Below are 16395 nucleotides of genomic sequence, written 5' to 3' on the forward strand. Positions count from 1 at the left end.
TGAATTTAATCATATATCATCATTTGATAATGTATAATCGTTCAAATGAAATAAGCTATTTTTATTGACAAATAGAATGAATGTATTTATAATCGAATTCATATTAATGAACCAATTCTAAATATTTAAAATTGCCGATTGGTCAACCAAAGGCACCTGTATATATGCAGGTGCCTTTTTGATTTTTAATGAAAATGTTGCGAGATAAGCGATATCTTTAAACGAATTTAATATTCTTTAGGAGGGTGGAAGGAAAGATGCCAGAAATTGATGCAACCTCAAGAAATATGTTTAAGAAGGAAAAACATCCCTTAAAGCAAAATGAACATTTAAACTTACCTGATTTACTGTTCTTTAATTGGTGCCAGCAACAATACAATGTTAACAGAGGTATATATAATACAATTGATCAATGGTTTTATCACTATGGTATAAAAGAAATTTTGCCTCGTCGGCTTTACATTTTATCATTTTTAAGATTTGCTTTAGATAAAAAATTAGTCACTGATTCAAAAAAGTTTATTCGTTTCGGAAATGGAGGATTGACGAAGCAGCTTGCGGTATTTATGACAGAAACAGAAAATGAGAGTGAGAAGACAGCTCTATATTTATATTCAACATTGCCAAACATTTAGTTTTTAATAAATATTCTAAATTAACATAAATCATGCCGATTGGTCAACCAAAGGCACCTGTATATAAACGGGCGCCTTTTTATTTATACTTGTCCTCCTAGAAACATGTCGCTTTAAATACGAGTTATTCAATAGGAAAAATAATATTTAAAGAATGTTGAGAAGAAAGGAAGTATGAAGATGAACAAAGTGACAGTTATTTCTGCAAGTCCATCTGAAAAGTCAAGATTAAATGGGATCCTTAATTATGTAAACACTTATTTGGAACATGCTGATATCGAACTTGATGTGATCGAAATTCGCAATCTTCCAGCCGAGGATTTAATCCACGCCAATTTTAGCAGTGAAGAAATACAAGAAGCAAATAATAAAATTGCGGATTCTTCATTTGTTGTGATTTTAACGCCAATTTATAAGTCGTCTTTTTCTGGTCTTCTAAAAACCTATTTGGATTTACTGCCCCAAAATAGTTTAGATGATAAAACAATTTTACCAATTTCTATTGGAGGGACATTCGGGCACTTGCTCATGATTGATTATGCACTTAAGCCGGTGCTCTGTGCACTTGGTGCCACCCACATTTTAAAAGGAGTCTTTGTACTAGATAGTCAAGTAAAAAAATTAGGAAATCATCTATTCGAATTAGAAGCAGAGGTAAAAGATCGTTTAAATACATCGTTGAATTCGCTCGAGATAAAGAGTGTAAGCAATATTCCTATATAACCATCAAGCTTTATCGAGATTACGCTCAAATCCTCAACAGAAAGCTTTATATTTCTGGTTTTGCCTGGAATGCTTTATATAAACTGAGCATAAATATTTGCGTTTTTATGAAACGTATTCATATAAGTAAAATGAAAATATAGTATAGAAGGTTTATTGATATGGGGGCAAACTTGCGATGTTAAGTGAATTGTTAGAAGGTATTGATTACTTATTCGATTTTTTAACTTTTATAATCCCTATAGGGAACGAGTGGCAAAAGCAAATCTAAAGTGGGTCAAAAAACAAGATTGTTTTTTTGACTATAAAAATGATCCGAAGTGGGAAAATATGCTAGAACATGATAAAAGAATGCGGCGGATTTTAGGCTCTTATTCTCATGAAAAATTGATGCATAACTGTACATTACAAGAAGCGATGAAAAAGGAGCTAATTAAAACTTACGAAAGTCGGAAGCTTAGCTGGAAAATTAAGTAATGAAATGGATGTTTATAATATTCAATTACTTGACAGTGTCTCTTAATAGCTCACCCATTAAATAATGGGTTTATACTAATATATAAATATTCTTCTTTTCGAGGTGAGTGTAGTTGAGAAAGCAAGAGACGAGTTTAAATTTAGATTTAGAGCGTATTGTCTTTATCGGAAGAAACTTTGAGGAATATTGTAACATGTTTTCTTATCAAAGAAGAAATTAGAGGATAGAAAAATACTCGTTTGTCCGGCAGGGGCATGTTCGTTTACAGCTGTCGGAAATAGGCTAGGTTTAGATATAACAGCCTGTGATATTGCCTATTATTATGATGCTGAAGATTTGAAACAGGAAGGTCTTCATGATGTTGAACATACGATAAAGCATATGGAAAAAGCTCAAAACCATTATGTATGGGCGAATTTCAAAAACGTTGGAGAACTGCGAATCAATCGTTTAACAGCATTGGAAGATTGTACTGATGATATAGTAAAAGGGTCAGGGAGATACGTTCCTGCTACATGACCAACTTTGCCGTTTACGGATCAACAATTTGATCTCGTTCCGTCTGCACATTTTCTATTTATGTACGGAGATCACTTAAATTACCATTTTCATATTGAGACAATAAACGAATTATTAAGGGTTGCAAAAGAAGAAATTCGTATTTTTTCTTACGAATTATGGATGTATCGTTGAAGAAGTGAAAGTGCCATATGAATTTCAAAGGAATGCGAACACAATGTTAAAAATAATAAAGGGTGTGAAGTAGAGGAACAACGTTCGGAGTTGTTCCTTTGTTTTGGATACAAACTTCATTGCAACTTTTATAAAGTTTGTTAAAATATGATTATTCAGGAAAAATAGAATATGAACATAATAGATAAACTGACTTTTTTAAGATACTAGGCTAAGGGAAGGAAAGGTCGCCATGAAAGTGTTAGTAATGACATTAAGGGAGAGAATTGAGCGGTTTTCCGATTTTTCCATTATCCCGAAAGATTGGACATTGGTGTTTGCTGGCTATGAAAGCGACACAGAAAAGCTGCTGGAAATCGGTATGGATGCTGATACCATTTTTGTTGATGCCATTCAGCCTGTCAAAAAAGGGCTAATTGAAAGAATGCCAAATTTGAAATTGATTCATTCTGAAGGCGTTGGTTATGACCGAATTGATTATAATGCTGCAAAGAAAAAAGGCGTTTTTGTCTGCAACAATGCGGCTGCAAATAGCAGAGCCGTTGCTGAACAAGCGGTATTGTTAATGCTGGCTGTTTTAAGGAGGACGGTTGAAGGTGACAAAATGGTAAGAGAGGCAAGGCAAATAGAGGCAAAAAGTAATTGGAGCCTAGAAGGGATTCGTGAACTTTGGAACTGCCATGTTGGTATTATCGGAATGGGGGCAATTGGACAAGAGACGGCAAAACGGCTCAAAGGTTTTGAAACAAAAGTCAGCTATTACAGCAGACATCGGCTACCGGAAGAATTGGAAACTGAACTGGAGGCAACCTATTTGCCATTAGATGCATTGCTACAGCAGTGCGATATTATTAGTCTTCATTTGCCGGCCAATTCTGAAACGAAAGATTTTATGAATTTGGATCGTTTCCGTCAGATGAAGGAATCTTCTATTCTTATCAATACATCACGAGGGGACATCGTTGATCAGCATGCTTTAATGTTTGCGCTGAAAGAAAGGATGATCGCAGGCGCAGGTCTTGATACGATTTCACCAGAACCGGTGACGCAAAATAACATCCTATTGCAGCTGCCTGAAGAAATCAAATATAACATTATTTTTTCCCCACATATCGGCGGTGTGACTGAACAGGCTTTCATACATATGCATCGCTTTGTTTGGGAGAATATGAAGCGGGTTGCAGAAGGAAACAGACCAAAACATATTGTCAACGGATTATAAATGGGAGAGGAAGACAAAAATGATTGCAGAAGAATACAAACAAATGTTAGGAAAAAAATCTGTCATAAGAGAGATTGCTGAATATGGTGCAGAAAGAGCAAAAGAAATCGGATATGAACATGTTTTTGATTATAGTTTAGGGAATCCTTCTGTTCCAGTTCTACAAGCTTTTACAGATAAACTTATAGAATTAGCATCAAGCAGCGATCCAGGTGCGGTCCACGGGTATAGTCCAAGTCTTGGGATTGATTCCGTGCGCGAAAAAGTTGCGCAGTCATTAAAAAGACGTTTTGGCATGGATTATCAAAAAGAGCATATTTTTATGGTTTCAGGAGCTGCCGGTGGGCTTGCCCATGCACTTAGGGCCGTAACAGTCAAAGGAGATGAAGTTATTACCTTTGCTCCATATTTTCCAGAGTACGATCCTTATGTGAATAAAACGGGTGCCGTTTTAAAAGTTGTACCAGCAAATACTGCTGATTTTCAAATAAACTTTACGGAATTCGAAAAGATGCTAACGCCTAACGTTACAGCAGTCATTATCAATTCCCCAAATAATCCGTCTGGGATTGTGTATTCTACGGACACGTTAAAACAATTGGCACAACTTTTACAGGATAAAGAAAAAGAATATGGACATGAAATTTACTTAATTTCCGACGAACCATATAGGGAAATTGTCTTTAAGAATGTTGATGCACCATATATTGCGACATTTTATCAGAATACGATAACATGCTATTCTTTCAGTAAATCATTATCGATACCTGGTGAACGAATTGGCTACATTGCAGTTAACCCAGCATGTAAAGATGCAGCATTAATTGTTAACATATGTGGACAGATTTCAAGAGGGATTGGTCATAATTGTCCACCATCCATTATTCAGCTTGCCATTGCAGAAGTAATTGACATGACAGCTGATTTATCCGTGTACGAAACTAATATGAATATTTTATACAATGAATTAACGAATCTTGGTTTTTCTTGTGTGAAGCCGGGAGGGACTTTTTATATGTTCCCAAAAGCTTTGGAAGATGACGCAGTTGCATTCTGCAAAAGAGCATTAAAATACAATCTATTATTAGTTCCAGCAGATAGCTTCGGTTGTCCAGGCTATTTCCGGATAGCATACTGCATCCCAACTGAAAAAGTTGAACGCTCCCTTAATGCTTTCAGAAAACTAGCTGAAGAATATAAAAAGTAAGAGCATCGTTTTATATACATTTGCAGGAAGAGTCTTTGAGAAGATATTGTCATTATACTTTCAGATGAGGATGTGCTATACTGTTTTTTATCATAATAAAAGAGGTGATGGGTGGACGATGATTCACTAATCTTATTTTTGTCATTTGAAATCGAATATTTCAAATTATACGAAATAGGATTAGTCTGCCCATTTTTATAAACGACAAAGCTATCGATGAAGTAGCTTTTTTGTCATACAAATGTACGGCTAATCCTTCCAAATAACTGGGAGGATTTTTTTATTCTCCCTGTCATAGAGGGGGAGATAAAATGAAAGAACTATTGAAGTTATGTAATATTAGCCATGAAGTAATGGATTTTAAAATGTTTAAAAATATGAATGCTAGTGTGCAGCAAGGTGAAGTGATCGGTATTATTGGCAAAAATGGTGCTGGTAAGTCCACATTGCTGCAATTCATAAATAATGATGTTGTGCCAACAGGAGGGAAGCTGCAATGGTTGCAACAAGATTTGAACATTGTTCTCGTTGAACAAGAAAAAGAAACATTTTCTTTTGAAGGCATAAACGCTGCTGAAGTGAAATTACGAAAGAAGTGGCACGTTCCAACCAATGATTTTTCACAATTAAGTGGTGGAGAAAAATTAAAAGCACGGCTCGCACGAGGTTTTTCAAAAGACGCCGATCTTTTACTATTAGATGAACCGACAAATCATCTCGATGAACATAGTATAGAGGATCTAAAAAAACAAATGAAGATTTATAAAGGCACGATTATATTTGTATCACATGATCGTTATTTTTTGGATTCTGTTGCAACAAAAATTTGGTCAATTGAAGAGCAACATCTTATTGAATATAAAGGAAACTACTCAACCTATATAGAATTTCGTAAGCAGAAGCGGCTTTCCCAACAACGTGAATATGAAAAACAACAAAAAATGGTTGGACGGATTGAAAGTCAAATGGCCGAACTCACTTCTTGGTCGAAAAAAGCCCATGCACAATCAACAAAGAAGGAAGGGGTTAAAGAATATCATCGTGTAAAAGCAAAGCGTATGGATGCTCAAGTAAAGTCAAAACAAAAGCGTCTTGAAAAAGAGCTAGAAAAAACAAAAGTAGGTCCTATTCAGAAAGAATATGTTGTACAATTTTCGATTAAAGCGGGTGATAAGATTGGAAAAAGATTTTTAGAAGTAAAGAATGTCAGCAAATCATTCGAGGAGCGAGCATTATTTAAAAATGTCAATTTTACAATTCAGCATGGTGAGAAGGTCGCAATCATAGGTCCAAATGGTAGTGGAAAGACGACATTATTAAACATCATGTTCGGGAAGGAGGAGTCTGAAGGGGACATATGGATTTCTCCAACTGCCAATATTGGTTATTTAACGCAAGAAGTGTTTGATTTACCGCTTGAGTTAACACCAGAAGAACTCTTTTTTCAAGCATCATTTGCGGCACGAGGAAGAGTCCAAACGTTAATGAAACATCTAGGATTTATACCATCACAATGGACAGAGCCTATTAACAAGATGAGTATGGGTGAACGTGTGAAGTGTAAGTTAATGATGTATATATTAGAGGAAAAAGATGTGCTCATTTTAGATGAGCCAACAAACCATCTTGACTTACCTTCACGGGAACAGCTGGAAGATACACTAGCGCTGTATAATGGTACGCTTCTTGTCGTTTCCCATGATCGTTATTTCCTTGAAAAAACGACGAATAGCAAACTCGTTATTTTAAATAACAGTATACGGAAGCAATTGAATGAGTCGTTTGCGAAAAGAGACAATCTCGACGAGCTTATATTAACGCTTGAAACAGAAAGACAAGAAGTGTTAGGAAAGCTCAGCTTTATGACACCGAATGAGCAAATGTATTCTGAACTCGATAAAAAATTTATTGAGCTGACAAAACAAATAAATGATCTGAAAAAAGAATAATCGTCAGTAATAGAAACTCTCTCGGCACAGATATCTGTTAAAATGAAGGAATTATCACCATTTATCTCGAAAGAACAATCATATTCAAGTAAATCAGCTTCATAAAGGAGAGCTTCTTTTAATGGAAATTAGACGAGACGATTTAACAGGGCAGAAAGTAAAAGAGTTAGTGGCGGAACATCTTGGTGGGATGGCACAGCATTCGCCGCCTGAAAGTATACACGCACTAAATCTTGATGAATTGCAGAAACCGGAAATTACTTTTTGGTGCGCATGGGAAGAAGATGATTTACTTGGCTGTGGAGCACTAAAAGAACTGAATGATGATCACGGCGAAATTAAATCCATGCGAACCACTTCAGAGCATCTAAGAAAAGGCGTTGCTACGCAAATGCTTAAGCACATTATCGATGAGGCTAATCGACGCGGCTATAAACGGTTAAGTTTGGAGACGGGGGCAGTGGAAGCTTTCACACCGGCTCGAAATCTTTATAAACATTTTGGATTTCAATTTTGTAAGCCGTTTGCAGATTATAAAGAAGATCCAAATAGTGTATTTATGACAAAAAGTCTACAATTATAAAAGATTTTTATATATCGGGAGGATAGAATCATATGGCAGGAACGATAAGAGAGCAAATTAAACAAGGAACAAAGGTAAAAGTTGTACAAAAGCAAGACCAACGTTCTGGAAAACTAACTGAAGGTGTTGTTTCTAAAATCCTAACTAATTCCGCTACACATCCACATGGTATTAAGGTGATGTTGGAAAATGGCATTGTTGGCAGAGTGAAAGAAATTTTGAACTAACATGAATCGTGCTGAATCTATGATGCACCATGTACTCAATCATTCGTGTTTAATCAAAAATATGGAAAGAAATCGTAAAACGGCACTTTTTTAACATTGAATATGATATAATATAAACAGTTTCATAAAGAGCTAACGAGGAGGAGTCTGTCACCAAGGGAGTTTTATGCCCTTTGGTAGCAGACTCTTTTTGTATGTTATGCAAATGAACTACAAATCATATTGGAACGAAGGCCTGTACATCTTGGATGAACGATAGTTTTTTCATGAAATGTTTCAGGCCGAATGGTTGAAAAGGAGTGATGAAGTTGAGCAATGAAGCTTTGCTTGCGATTGGAATATTTATTGTTACATATGGATTGATTATTTCAGAAAAAATTCATCGTACGATTGTAGCGATGCTTGGCGGTGGATTGATTGTTTTATTTGGAATAGTTGGACAAGATACTGCATTAGAACATATCGATTTTAATACTTTAGGGTTATTAACCGGAATGATGATTATTGTCAGTATTACAGCAGAAACAGGTGTTTTTAAATATGTAGCCATATGGTCTGCGAAAAAAGTAAAAGGGAAGCCTTTATACATTCTTGTTGCCCTTTCTGTTATAACAGCATTTGGTTCAGCTTTTTTAGACAATGTCACAACAGTCTTGTTAATGGTGCCGATAACATTTAGTATTACTAGACAATTAAATATATCTCCGATGCCATTTTTAATCTCTGAAATATTAATGTCCAACATCGGCGGGACAGCGACGATGATTGGAGATCCCCCAAATATTATGATTGGAAGTGCTGTACATACATTAACCTTTGGAAAATTTATTACGAATTTAACGCCAATCATCCTAATCATTGTAATTATCACGATTCTTTTGTTGATTGCGATTTATCGCAAGCAGTTAAAAGTTGATGATAGCGTACGGCAAAGAATTGTAGAATTAAATGAAAAAGATGAAATCAATAATCCAGCGCTAATGATCAAATCTTTAAGTATTATGTTGTTAACGATTATCGGTTTCTTTTTACATCAAATCATTGGTGTGGAATCTGCAACAATTGCGTTACTCGGTGCCTTTTTATTATTGCTGTTATCTGGAGAAAGCTATTTAGAGAAGTCCTTAGCAAAAGTTGAATGGACGACAATCTTTTTCTTTGTAGGTCTCTTTGTTCTTGTATCAGGACTTGAAGAAACGGGCGTCATTAAACAAATTGCCTCTTTTGTTATTAAATTAACAGGTGGAAATGAAATAGCTAGTTCTTTTCTCGTATTGTGGTTTAGTTCCATCGCATCTGCATTTGTTGATAATATCCCGTTTGTTGCAACGATGATCCCGCTCATCCAACAAATGGGGACGTTAGGGGTTCACGACTTAGAACCATTATGGTGGAGTTTATCTTTAGGAGCTTGTTTAGGTGGCAATGGTACTTTAATCGGAGCGAGTGCAAACTTGATCGTTGCTGGGCTGGCTGGTAAAGAAGGATACAACATTTCGTTTGTAAAGTACTTTCTAATTGGATTTCCATTAATGCTCGTTTCGATTGTCATTTCAATGGTATATATTTATTTAAGATATTTATTGTAGGAGGTAAAGGGATGAATGCTTTGCAATATAGTGTCGCTGCTGATAAAATTCTTCTCCAGGAAAATAAAAGAGATGAAGATATTGAGTTTATCATAAAGTTCCAAAAAGCTGAAATACAAAAAGACTTGCATGAGCTTAGACAATTTTTTGAAAACGATGCTGTTTATTCAGATGTTCTATTTTACACGTATAAAGATCATTTACAGGTAATTGTTAAAAAGGAATCGTATGTAAGTTTTATTCTCGGATTATTCAAATGGAAGCTGTTAAAAAACGTACAATGGAATGAATAATGAACGGGGGCTGCAGAAGCAGCTCCTTTTATTATGGAAGCAACTTTGGTGGGAATTTTTCGCTCCAAGATATTCGCTTCAATCAACTGGTGTTTTAACAGGTAGTATTTAAAAAATGCGTTTTTCCTTATATGGCTGTTTGTGCATTCTTTGTTGTTTTTTTATCAAAAAAGAGTTGATATCTGCTCCAGGTTGCTCGCTTTCCGTAGGCTGATGCTGAGCCTCTTCGACGTTGCACGCCTGCAGGGTCCATCTATCTCGCTAATCACGAGAAAGTTATGAACAGTTTAAGTGAACAAATTATATAATAACAATCTTTTCTGAAGTGTATGATTTATAGGAGCTTGTTGCTTTAAAATCATGTGATGAACGAGGGAAGTTTATTATACGTAACACTTTTTCTCGTGAATAGTCGATCATTATCTCTTATGATGAAATATAATAAACTGAATATGTTGCTGTTTTCTTTCTGATGTTATAGTAAAGATACTGAAGTCGATATGAGAGGGGCTAACGATATGGGTGATAATAAGAGTGATGTTCAACAGCAGTTTGGCAGAAGTGCAGAATCTTATGTACAAAGTAAGCTGCATAAAGAAGGGAAGGATCTGCAAAAGTTGGTAAGTATTGCACATATAGACGGCAGTGAAAAAGTACTCGATATAGCAACAGGCGGAGGGCATACGGCGAATGCTTTTGCGCCTATTGTAAATGAAGTAACTGCTCTTGATTTAACGAAGGAAATGCTCGTGGCTGCTGAGCGATTCATTAAAGAAAATGGTCATGAAAATGTTCAATTTGTTCGTGGAGATGCAGAGAAGCTCCCATTTTCTGATGAAACATTCAATATCGTTACATGCCGAATCGCACCTCATCATTTTCCGAACATAAAGACATTTGTTTCTGAAGTATACAGAGTGCTTAAGAAGGATGGACAGTTTTTATTAGATGATAACGTTGTACCAGAATTAACCGCATTTGACCAATTCTACAACACAATTGAAAAAATGAGAGATTACAGCCATTTCCGTGCCTGGAAAAAATCAGAATGGCTGCAGCTCCTGGAAGCAACCGGCTTCGTCATTCAAGAATGGCATCGTTTTGAAAAACAATTTACTTTTGAACCGTGGTGCAATCGGATGAATTTATCAATTACGAAAAAGGACGAATTAACAACATACATGATTAACACATCTGAAGAGATACGAAAGAAATTTGCAATTATAATTGAAAACAATAAAGTCATTTCGTTCAAGGGAGAAGCAGTTGTGTTGAAGGCAGTGAAATAATTGATCTTTAATGGTTAAGCATACCCCAACTACTAAAATAAAGCTATAGAAAAATCTGCGCTGTTTTTCTGTTAATCTCGTATTCTCAAGAGGATAATCAATTTGATTAATATATTCGCTTTATGATTTTGCCTTCTAAACGTAATCAATGGATTTTTTATTTTGATTCATTTATGATAAGAAAAGGAATAGGTTTCTTTTCCTTAGCGAATCTAGCGGTAATAAACTTGATGCTGACTAGATTTTACGGGGATGAGGGGGAGAATGTCGAAATAAAGTTAGGATTGTACACTTGTTTGAACTTTATTTCATGAGGAGGTGCAACCAAAGCAAGCCAAAATGCTTTGGTGTTTAAAATGAAAATTGCTGAAGGAATTGAAATGTTAGAAATTGAAGGAAATATGATGGGTAACCGCATGGTGATTAATCCGACACTACTTTATGATGGTCAACATGCCGTTTTAGTCGATACTGGCATGCCTGGACAATTAGAGTTGATTCAAGCTGCGATGGCAAAAGCGGGTGTTCCATTTGAGCGAATTGACGGCGTCATTTTAACCCATCAGGATATTGACCATATTGGTGGGATACAGGATGTTATTAATGCGGTTGGAAAGCCCATTGATGTTTATGCACATGCTGAAGATCAGCCGTATATTGAGGGAGAGAAGGAACCAATAAAAATGACACGTGAGCGCGTGACGCAAATGTTGTCAAGATTCCCTGAGGATATACGACCGCAAATGGAGAAAGTTTTTCGAAATCTTCCAACTGCTAAAGTGACGAAAGTCGTTGCTGACGGAGAAGTACTTCCTATTTTTGGCGGCGTTGAAGTTATTTTTACTCCTGGGCATACACCTGGTCATATTAGCTTATACCATCGCCCAAGCAAGACACTTATTGCAGGTGATGCAACAGTTTCTCAAGATGGGAAAATTCTTGGCCCTAATCCGCAAGTAACACCTAATATGGAGCAAGCGCTTAAGTCTCAAAGCAAATTTACTCGTTTTGATGTCGCAAATCTAATCTGCTATCATGGTGGATTTTGTGATCATGAAGTAAATGAACAATTTCGTAAATTGTCTGAGGACAATCAATAAGTAGGTTAATTTCCTGCTTAAGGTCAGCCAGAGATTTCTGGTTGACCCTTTTTGCTTGTTAAAATTAGTTATGGGAAATATGAAATAAAAAATCATTATAAGGAGGAGACGGCATGAAAGAAAAATACTATCCTTGGATGCTCCTCTCTGTTACGAGTTTAGGTGTATTACTTTCAACTTTAAATTTAAGCACATTAAATGTTGCGCTGCCAGAAGTAGCAACACATTTTCATGCGAATGAATTGGCCTCCAATTGGATCTTATTATCCTATATGTTGGTCAATACCATTTTTATATTAGTGTTCGGAAAAATTGCGGATATTTTTGGAAGACGAGGAATGTACTTAATCGGTTTGCTTGAATTCACGATTGTCAGTTTTTTATGCGGGATTGCGCCAAATGTCTGGGTATTAATTGTATTGCGTGCATTACAAGCACTTGGAGGAGCTCTAATTATTACGAACACAACTCCATTAATTACAGATGCATTTCCTGCTAAAAAACTCGGAACCGGATTAAGCATTAATGTGTTAGTGGCGTCAATGTCTCAGTTAATTGGGCCAGTTGTAGGTGGATTTTTAGTGTCTCATTTTGGTTGGCGCTGGGTATTTTGGTTTAACGTACCTGTTGGCATCATTGGGTTTATTTGGGGGATGTTTACCTTAAGAGCTGTACCAGGAGAAGCAAAAGGTGAGAAAGTGGATTGGACTGGAAATGTCATTACTTTTCTTGGCCTTGGCGGTTTAATTCTTGCCATGTCAGAAGGAGGAACTGCTGGCTGGGGAAGCCTTCCAGTTATAATTGGACTTATTTTATTTGTCGTGTTAGCCTTTATTTTTTTCGTGGTCGAAAAGCATACTAGATTTCCGATGATCGATTTTACGCTTTTTTATGACCGACCATATGCAATGGCTAATTTAGCCACGTTTTTTAATTCACTCGCTCGTTCTTCGGTCATGCTATTAATTGCACTATTTTATCAAGTGGTAGACTCCGAAGACCCATTCATTGCCGGTCTAAAAGTATTGCCGATTACAATTGGCATGATGATCGGCTCTCTCATTGTTGGCGCACTAACAGTGAAGTATAGTGCGCGTTTGTTGTCAACTGCCGGTCTTTTTGGAACGTGTATTGGCATGTTGTTATTGACATGGAAAATTGGTGACCAAGACTCATTAATTTGGATCATGGTCGGACAATTGCTCATTGGAATTGGAACTGGTGTCTTCCAAACACCAAATACACAGTCTATTATGTTAACAGTTCCCCATGAAAGGCGGGGGCTTGCGAACGGCATTCGTTCAATGCTACAAAACATGGGAGCAGTCATAAGTACCGCTTTATCTTTAATGATTGTGACGAGTTTACTGCCGCCACATTTAAAGTCAGCTCTTTATGCTGGTGCAGGAGCGCATATTAGCGCAGGAGATACACATTTAATCGTTATCGGATACCGGACCGCATTTTTAGTGATGCTCTTCTTAACCTTATTGGCAATTGCGGTATCTTTTTTGCGTAATACGAAAAAAGAAAAGCTTGTGAAACATCCTGTTTGAGGAATAGATTCATATATTTATAAAAGGGAAATCGGCTAAACTGTAAATAGTTTGCCGATTTTTATATGAGCGTATTGTCTTTAAATAAGAGTAAAATATAATATTGTTATGTAAACTAAAAATGTTATTCAATACTTTATAAGCCTTCAGTTCGATCTTTATTTTCATGAAACAACAAAAAGTTCACAGAGACATACGAAATCCTACTATTGGTGCAGGACGGTGTCGGTTACTGCGCTTGCCTGGGAAATTGAAACTATCATTCCGTTAAAAATAAGATCAGGGAAAAAATTGGTTTATTGCTGAATGCGAATTTGTATAGCCATGTTTCGCTAAAAAACAGGAAATAAGGTTTAAAATATAGCAATTAAATATGTAAATAATCGGATTTGAACATGCTGTAATATAGGGTAGTGACATGTTTATTTCCTAATTTTTTTAAGACTTCTTTTTTGGTAAATTGATATGTAAATCCGCATTTTTCGTTTACTCTCTGTGAATTATGATTAAAATCGAAATGTCCACACCAAATTAAATCTAATGCTCATTCAATAAATCCATAATGAATGATTCTTTTTACAGCTTCTGGCATGATTTCTTTCCCCCAGTATTGAGGATGCAATACATAACCAATTTCCCTTTGCTTTAAATCGGCAAGACTGTCATCTGGTTTTCTACTATGAAGACCGATGCTGCCAATCATTTTATTCTCGTTTTTTAATACAATCGCATAAGTATCTTCGTTTTCGATAAAACTGTTTATGGCTTCTTTGCTTTCTTCCTCGTTTTTATGTGGCGCCCAACCAGCATTCGGTCCTACTAATTCGCTTTTAGCATATTCGTATAAATCCGTACTGTCAGATAATTTCCAGTTTCTGATTATTAATCGATCAGTTTTTAGCGGTTCCATAAACAACCTCCTAATTCGTTTTTACAATATTATAACATTTGCTATGATAAGCTTATAGAAGCTTTAAAAGAATGTGGAAGGTTAGTAGTGCAGTACCTATCTTGAAATTGAAGACATTAGAATGATATGTGCATTGTTGCTGACAAGGTTGTTGATTAGAAGAACATCCTAATTGTTAAGTGGATTGAGGGTGCCTTCAAAAAAATGTTGCTTCTATAATTTGTAAGTGTACGTACTGTATGGTTAGTGGACCGATTACGATTTGTGAATGAAACTGATAAAATGGGCTGTTAAAATTGTACAATTTCCATTCAAGAACTTCGTACGACTCATTTATCATAAATGATCTTTCATCTTTTTAGAGGAGGGGGTTACGATTAAAGTTATTTTAATACATGGTTTTAATAAAACATCAAAGGACATATGGACATTAGAAAATAATTTAAAGCAGTTCGGATATGAATGCTTTTCTCCAGATTTCGAACTTACATATAAAGAGATTGAACATTCAACTGCCGTTTTAGAAGAGATTTTGGAAGAAATGGATACATTTCATTTAAAAACGGATGAAAAAGTCCATTTGATTGGTCATAGTACAGGTGGACTAGTGATTAGAAAATTAATTGCTAATTCGAAGTATGTCCATAAAATTGGCAGATGTGTTTTGATCGCGTCACCGAATAAAGGCAGCAGGCTCGCGAATATTGCAGGGAATATAAAGCCCTATGTTGAGATTTATAAGACATTAAAGTCTCTTCGTTATGAAAGTGTTGCAAAATTGAATCATAATGATGAGACTGATATCGAAATGGCAGCAATTGCCGGGAATCACAACAATCTTTTATTAGGAAAATTAATTGGTGGTGTGAACGATGGCAGAGTCGAAGTCGAATCTGTTTATTTACCACATTTAAAAGACTTTATGATCTTGCCGTATGGGCATAAAGATATTCATCATCAGCCAGAAACGGCAAGATGGGTAGATGCCTTTTTAAGAACAGGTAAATTTCAATAAACAAAAAACGCAGCATAATCAAGCCGCGTCTTTGTGCCGTTTTTAGGGATGAAGCTTTTCATAAGCTTGTTTTGCTAGAAAAATGGCGCCGACGATACCCGAGTCATTTCCGAGTCCTGGAGAAATAATGTAATCAGATAATGATGCTGGTAATTGTATATAGCCGTTGATCAATTCAACTAATTTACTTTGAATAAGTGGAAACAGTTGTTTTTGATGCATAACACCGCCGCCTAAAATCACTTTTTTAGGCGATAGTATTAACATGTACTGCATAAGTGCTTGAGCGATATAGTAAGCTTCTATTTCCCAAACTTCTGTTTGATTCGCAAGCTCAACGCCCTTTTTCCCCCAACGTGCTTCAAGGGCAGGACCGGAAGCGAGACCTTCTAAACAATCTTGGTGAAAAGGACAAGCCCCAAGATAGCGATCATCTGGATGACGTCGAACAAGAATGTGCCCCATTTCTGGGTGCGAAAGCCCGTCAAGTATATGTCCTTTTACAATCGCCCCTGCTCCAATGCCGGTGCCAACAGTCATATAAAGGCAACTATCTAAGCCTTTTGCAGCACCAAGCGAGATTTCGCCAAGGGCAGCACTATTTACATCAGTGGAAAACCCAACAGGGACATGGAGTGCATGTTCAACCGTTTGTTTGATCGGATAGTGCTGCCAAGCTGTTTTTGGGGTAGAGGTGATAAAACCGTAAGTTTCGCTGCTTGGATTAACATCTATTGGTCCAAAAGAGCCAATCCCGACAGCATTGACATTAAATGTTGAAAAGAATGTTAGGACATTTTCCATTGTTTCATCGGGAGTACGGGTTAAAAACTGTACTTTTTCTTTTATGTGTCCGCTTTCATCACCGACAGCACAAACGAATTTTGTTCCTCCTGCCTCGATTCCGCCAAATAACATATCATTTC

16 protein-coding genes and 1 pseudogene are annotated in these 16395 nt (G+C 36.3%); 15 read left to right on the forward strand and 2 right to left on the reverse strand.

Annotated elements, in window-relative coordinates:
• The first annotated feature begins 257 nt into the window (after positions 1–257).
• From G4D61_RS09820 to G4D61_RS09885, 14 genes and pseudogenes are all read left to right on the forward strand, one after another.
• Positions 258–635, forward strand: a complete 378-nt coding sequence (locus tag G4D61_RS09820) for a hypothetical protein (RefSeq protein WP_052137797.1) — start codon at positions 258–260, stop codon at positions 633–635.
• A gap of 180 nt (positions 636–815) precedes the next feature.
• Positions 816–1358, forward strand: a complete 543-nt coding sequence (gene ssuE / locus G4D61_RS09825) for an NADPH-dependent FMN reductase (RefSeq protein ID WP_025726966.1) — start codon at positions 816–818, stop codon at positions 1356–1358.
• Positions 1359–1688: 330 nt separating this feature from the next.
• A complete protein-coding gene (locus tag G4D61_RS09830; protein ID WP_163173823.1) occupies positions 1689–1835 on the forward strand; it encodes a hypothetical protein in 147 nt (48 codons plus the stop codon).
• 113 nt (positions 1836–1948) lie between these two features.
• Positions 1949–2602: pseudogene (locus tag G4D61_RS09835) on the forward strand (SAM-dependent methyltransferase).
• 159 nt (positions 2603–2761) lie between these two features.
• Positions 2762–3751, forward strand: coding sequence for a 2-hydroxyacid dehydrogenase (locus tag G4D61_RS09840; RefSeq protein ID WP_163173825.1), 990 nt, complete (start codon positions 2762–2764; stop codon positions 3749–3751).
• 19 nt (positions 3752–3770) lie between these two features.
• Positions 3771–4958, forward strand: a complete 1188-nt coding sequence (locus G4D61_RS09845) for a pyridoxal phosphate-dependent aminotransferase (RefSeq protein ID WP_163173827.1) — start codon at positions 3771–3773, stop codon at positions 4956–4958.
• Positions 4959–5269: 311 nt separating this feature from the next.
• On the forward strand, positions 5270–6907 hold the full coding sequence (gene abc-f / locus G4D61_RS09850; protein ID WP_163173829.1) for a ribosomal protection-like ABC-F family protein: 1638 nt from the start codon (positions 5270–5272) through the stop codon (positions 6905–6907).
• 121 nt (positions 6908–7028) lie between these two features.
• Positions 7029–7490, forward strand: a complete 462-nt coding sequence (locus G4D61_RS09855; RefSeq protein ID WP_163173831.1) for a GNAT family N-acetyltransferase — start codon at positions 7029–7031, stop codon at positions 7488–7490.
• Positions 7491–7522: 32 nt separating this feature from the next.
• The gene (locus G4D61_RS09860) at positions 7523–7717 is read left to right on the forward strand and encodes a YwbE family protein (protein ID WP_025726959.1); all 195 of its coding nucleotides are present in this window, start codon (positions 7523–7525) and stop codon (positions 7715–7717) included.
• Between the two features lie 308 nt (positions 7718–8025).
• Positions 8026–9306, forward strand: a complete 1281-nt coding sequence (locus G4D61_RS09865) for an ArsB/NhaD family transporter (RefSeq protein ID WP_025726958.1) — start codon at positions 8026–8028, stop codon at positions 9304–9306.
• An 11-nt stretch (positions 9307–9317) separates the two neighbouring features.
• Positions 9318–9599: a hypothetical protein gene (locus tag G4D61_RS09870; RefSeq protein WP_025726957.1), complete on the forward strand. Its 282-nt coding sequence runs from the start codon at positions 9318–9320 to the stop codon at positions 9597–9599.
• 518 nt (positions 9600–10117) lie between these two features.
• A complete protein-coding gene (locus G4D61_RS09875; RefSeq protein WP_025726956.1) occupies positions 10118–10888 on the forward strand; it encodes a class I SAM-dependent methyltransferase in 771 nt (256 codons plus the stop codon).
• A 356-nt stretch (positions 10889–11244) separates the two neighbouring features.
• Entirely contained in the window at positions 11245–11988 is a 744-nt protein-coding gene (locus G4D61_RS09880; RefSeq protein ID WP_025726955.1) for an MBL fold metallo-hydrolase, read from the forward strand.
• Positions 11989–12101: 113 nt separating this feature from the next.
• Positions 12102–13544: an MFS transporter gene (locus G4D61_RS09885; protein WP_025726954.1), complete on the forward strand. Its 1443-nt coding sequence runs from the start codon at positions 12102–12104 to the stop codon at positions 13542–13544.
• Between the two features lie 544 nt (positions 13545–14088).
• Here G4D61_RS09885 and G4D61_RS09890 read toward each other — a convergent pair.
• A complete protein-coding gene (locus tag G4D61_RS09890) occupies positions 14089–14454 on the reverse strand; it encodes a GNAT family N-acetyltransferase (protein WP_235425062.1) in 366 nt (121 codons plus the stop codon).
• 391 nt (positions 14455–14845) lie between these two features.
• Here G4D61_RS09890 and G4D61_RS09895 point away from each other — a divergent pair, with 391 nt between their 5' ends.
• Positions 14846–15469, forward strand: a complete 624-nt coding sequence (locus tag G4D61_RS09895; protein WP_367613768.1) for a DUF7379 domain-containing protein — start codon at positions 14846–14848, stop codon at positions 15467–15469.
• A gap of 42 nt (positions 15470–15511) precedes the next feature.
• Here the strand turns inward: G4D61_RS09895 and G4D61_RS09900 are convergent, their stop codons facing one another.
• Entirely contained in the window at positions 15512–16387 is an 876-nt protein-coding gene (locus tag G4D61_RS09900; RefSeq protein ID WP_163173835.1) for an ROK family protein, read from the reverse strand.
• Between the last annotated feature and the right edge of the window lie 8 nt (positions 16388–16395).

The sequence above is a fragment of the Heyndrickxia ginsengihumi genome (genome assembly GCF_011008565.1).
GTDB classification, from domain to species: Bacteria; Bacillota; Bacilli; order Bacillales; family Bacillaceae_C; genus Weizmannia; species Weizmannia ginsengihumi.